This window comes from Bacillus cereus group sp. MYBK108-1, assembly GCF_051917185.1.
GTDB classification, from domain to species: Bacteria; Bacillota; Bacilli; order Bacillales; family Bacillaceae_G; genus Bacillus_A; species Bacillus_A cereus.
Window position 1 is genome coordinate 103,882 of record NZ_JBQAHZ010000015.1, and the last position, 4,561, is coordinate 108,442.

Genomic DNA, 4,561 nt, shown 5'->3' on the forward strand with positions numbered 1-4,561 from the left:
TTATGACCAATGAGGAATGCTATCCATTAAGCCATCCGCAGCGAAGAATATGGTATACAGAAGTCGTTCATTCTGATAAAGGAATATGTAATTTAAGATTTTTATTTAAACTTCATCGAAAAATGAATTATTCAAAATTAAACCAAGTTGTGAATCGCGTTATCAGTGAAAATGACGGTCTGTGCATTAGGTTAAAAGAAAATGGGCATCAGGAACCGAAACAATATTTTACTAAACATGAAGAACAAGAATTTGAGTTTTTTGATTTCAGTAATGTGGAGAATACAAATTTGCTTGAGGAATGGATTGAGCAGAAAACAAAAGAAACGTTTACATTATTTAATTCAAATTTATACTATTTCGCTTTAATAAAATTAAACGATAATGAATGTGCAGTCTTTGGAAATATTCATCATATTATTATGGATGGTTTATCAATTCAAATATTTACTGAGCAGATTGCAAAATATTATTATGACATGCATAACGAGAATGAGGAAGGCGAAATTAAAAATTCATATGTTCAATTTCTGACCAACGAACAAACATACTTGAATAGTAGTCGCTTTCAAAAAGATCAAAAATTTTGGTTAGAGGAATTTAAAACACTGCCATCTGTGACTGGATTGAAGCCTTATAATACGTACCAAGTTAGTACAAAAGCATCACGTGAGACGTTTATATTAACGGAACATTTGAAGAGAAAGATAGAGAAATTTTCTGAAGATTACAAAAATAGTTTATATACTCTTTTTGTTGCTGCTTTTTCGTTGTCCATGTATCGGTGGACCTCATCGCTTGATATTGGTTTAGGAATGGCTTACGGCAACCGTATGACTAAAATGGAACGAAAATTGATTGGAATGATGGTGAGTACAGTTCCTTTAAGAATGGATATTGATCCAGAAGAAGAAGTACTTTCATTTATTAGTAGAGTGTCCAGAAAACAAAGTAAATCATTAAGACACCAGAAATATCCATTTGATTTGTTATTAAAGCAGATTAATAAAGAGAATAACAGTAATGTGAGACTTTTCGGAACTACGATTGATTATAGGGATCGTGATGAAAGTGGTGACTCACTATGGATTCCAAACCGTGAAGAAGTACAAGATTTTGCAGTTCATATTGAAAATCTAATTGATATAGACTCTTTACATGTACATATTGATTATCGTGAGGAGCTATTTTCTAAGGAAGAGATAGAACGATTCTTTAACGTTATGCTAGTGATACTGGAAAATATTTTTGAAAACCCAAAGCAGAAGGTGGCTGAAATAGAAATCATTTCTGAGGAAGATAAAAGAAAAAGTTTAGTTGAGTTCAACAATCCTAAACTGGATGTCCCACCTCAAGTAACTATTCATGAAATGTTCGAACGGCAAGCGATGATTTATCCAAATGCTATTGCAGTTACGTATGAAAAAGAAAAAATTACTTATAAGGAGCTTAATGAACGTGCAAACCAGTTAGCTCATTATCTGCAGAAAAAGGGAGTAGGACCTGATACTTTAGTTGGACTGTGCGTTGAACGTTCCCTCGAAATGATTGTAGGTATTTTAGGAATTTTGAAGGCTGGTGGGGCTTATGTTCCACTTGATCCAACATATCCAGAGCAGCGACTTCAATATATTTTAGAAGATGCTAGCATTCAGTTATTCGTAACGCAAGAAAGTTTAAAAGAATTGAACTGGTTACCAGAAAATGTTGAGTCGATTTGCCTGGATCGTGATCAAGATGAGATTGGGAAAGAAAGTAAGACTTTGCCGGTTTCTAGTGTCGGTCCCAAAAATCTGGCATATGTAATCTATACTTCGGGATCAACGGGAAATCCAAAAGGCGTTATGATAGAGCATCACAATGTTATACGGTTATTTAAATCGACGGATTGTTTGTATCAGTTTAATGAAAAAGATACTTGGACGCTTTTTCATTCGTATGCATTTGATTTCTCAGTATGGGAAATTTGGGGAGCGTTATTATATGGTGGGAAATTAGTTGTTGTTCCGTACTGGATTAGTCGATCACCTAAGGATTTTTATCAAGTATTGGTGGAGGAAGAAGTCACAGTTCTAAATCAGACACCTTCCGCATTCCGCCAATTAATACGAGTGTGTGAACAAGAAGATAAGAATAAAAATTTGCAGCTGCGTTACGTGATATTTGGCGGAGAAGCGTTAGAACCTATTGGCTTGTTACCGTGGTTTCAAAGGTATGGGGAGAAAAAACCACAGTTAATTAATATGTATGGAATTACAGAAACTACAGTTCATGTTACATATTATCCAATTACTCAAGATGATGTGCAGCATGCTTCAAGAAGTAATATTGGAAAGCGGATTCCCGATTTAGAAGTGTATATACTAGACGCTTATCAACAACCTGTTCCTATAGGTGTTGATGGTGAACTTTATATTGGTGGAGCAGGATTGGCACGTGGATATTTAAATAGACCTGAATTAACAGCAGAGCGTTTTATATCTCATCCATTTAGTAGTAATCCGAAAGAAAGATTATACCGGACAGGAGACTTAGCTAGGTATTTGCCAGATGGGAATCTAGATTATCGTGGAAGAATTGATCATCAGGTTAAAATACGTGGTTTTAGAATTGAGATTGGGGAAATTGAGTCTACTTTAAATACATATGCATCTGTAACAGAGGCAGTTGTAATTGTAAGAGAAGATCAGCCGGGCGATAAAAGATTAGTAGCATATGTTGTAGGAGATGGAAATGTAGATGCGTGGAGAGAGTATCTTAAAGCGAAACTACCAAGTTATATGGTTCCTTCGGGATTTGTGGCGATGGAAGCTATTCCACTTACAGCTAACGGTAAAGTTGATCGTGAGGCCTTACCTATGCCAGAGGAAAAGCAGATTAATAGTGAATGGGTTGGCCCTCGGAATAGTAACGAACAGATACTGACTACCATTTGGAAGCGAGTATTAGGTGTTAAAAAGGTGGGAATCTATGATAATTTCTTTGAAATTGGTGGCGACTCGATTCTCAGTATTCAAATCATATCTCAAGCAAGTCAAGTGGGGTTAAAACTTACTCCAAAGCAAATGTTTGAATGCCCAACTATCGCTGAGCTGGCACAAGTGGCTATAGAAACGCAGGGAGTACAAGCGGAGCAGGGAATTGTGATAGGTGATGTGCCTCTTACTCCAATTCAGTGCTGGTTCTTCGAGCAAGAACATCCACATACAGAGCATTGGAATCAATCAATGCTTTTAAGAGTAAAAGAAAGATTGAATGTGAAATTACTAGAGGGAGCGATATTAAATTTACTGAAACATCATGATGCTTTACGTTTCCGGTACGAACAGTTACCAAACGGAACGTGGAGGCAGAGAAATGAAGGGACTGATGAGCTGTCAGTACTCCATGTTGTAAAACGTAATCAAGTTAATGAAAAAGAGTGGAATAAAATAATACAAGAAGAGATGAACATTAATCAAGCTAGTTTCAATTTAGTTACTGGTCCGTTAATGAGAGTAGTGTACTTTGAAGATAACTTGACTGGAAATGATCGAATATTCTGGGTGATTCATCATTTAGTAGTAGATGGAGTGTCATGGAGGATTCTATTGGAAGATTTACAGGTGGTATATAACCAGATGAAACAAGGTCAAGAAGTTCGCTTACCTGCAAAAAGTACATCTTTTAAAGAGTGGTCTGAACGACTCCAGACATACAGTGATTCGGGTATTTCAAAAGAAGTACAAAATTATTGGAATGAACAAGTAGAAAAAGAAACGATGAAAATTCCAATGGACTATCCAATACAAGAAACAACAGAAGAATCGATTGATCAAGTGACGAGGACTCTAGGAATAGAAGAAACACAAACATTGTTATACGAAGTTCTAGTCACTCATAAGACAAGGATTGATGAGGTACTATTAACGGCATTAGGACAAGCTATCGTTGATTGTATAAATCAGCAAACCGTTTCTATTCATCTAGAAGGACACGGAAGAGAAGAGATGATTGAAGGTATTGATTTATCAAGGACAGTGGGCTGGTTCACGAGTATTTATCCCGTTCATCTCAATTTTCAAGGAACTCAGACACCTATTGAAGGGTTAAAGGCTGTCAAAGAACAATTACGTCGAATTCCAAATCGCGGAGTTGACTATGGTATTTTACGTTACTTGAATAAAGGATTACTTCCGTTTTATCAGCAAAAGCCTTCAATAAGCTTTAACTATTTGGGCCAATTTGATCAGGTGTTTTCAAGGGACTCTTTGTTTATGCAAGAGACAGGATTTACATTTTTAGATCATGCTCCAGATTCCAAACCGTCTCATCTAATTGATGTTATCGGAATGGTGAAAGATGAAAAGTTACATTTTATTTGGATGTATAGTAGGGAACAGTTTTCTAAATTAAAAATTCAAGTGATAGCAGATGGTATGTTAAGGCATCTCCGTCAACTTATAAATAAACCAACAACAGAGTCTGCTTTTACGGTATCAGATTTTGCTGATGCAGAGGATCTTACGGAAGAAAGCTTAAGCAAAGTATTACTTAAATTAACAAAAAAGAGGGTGTAAAA

General features: G+C 35.9%; 1 protein-coding gene. It reads left to right on the forward strand.

Features of this window, described 5'->3' with window-relative positions; all coding sequences use genetic code 11:
- Window positions 1-2 precede the first annotated feature (2 nt).
- Entirely contained in the window at window positions 3-4,559 is a 4,557-nt protein-coding gene (locus ACTFSL_RS19880) for a non-ribosomal peptide synthetase (RefSeq protein WP_135277602.1), read from the forward strand.
- Window positions 4,560-4,561: the final 2 nt, after the last annotated feature.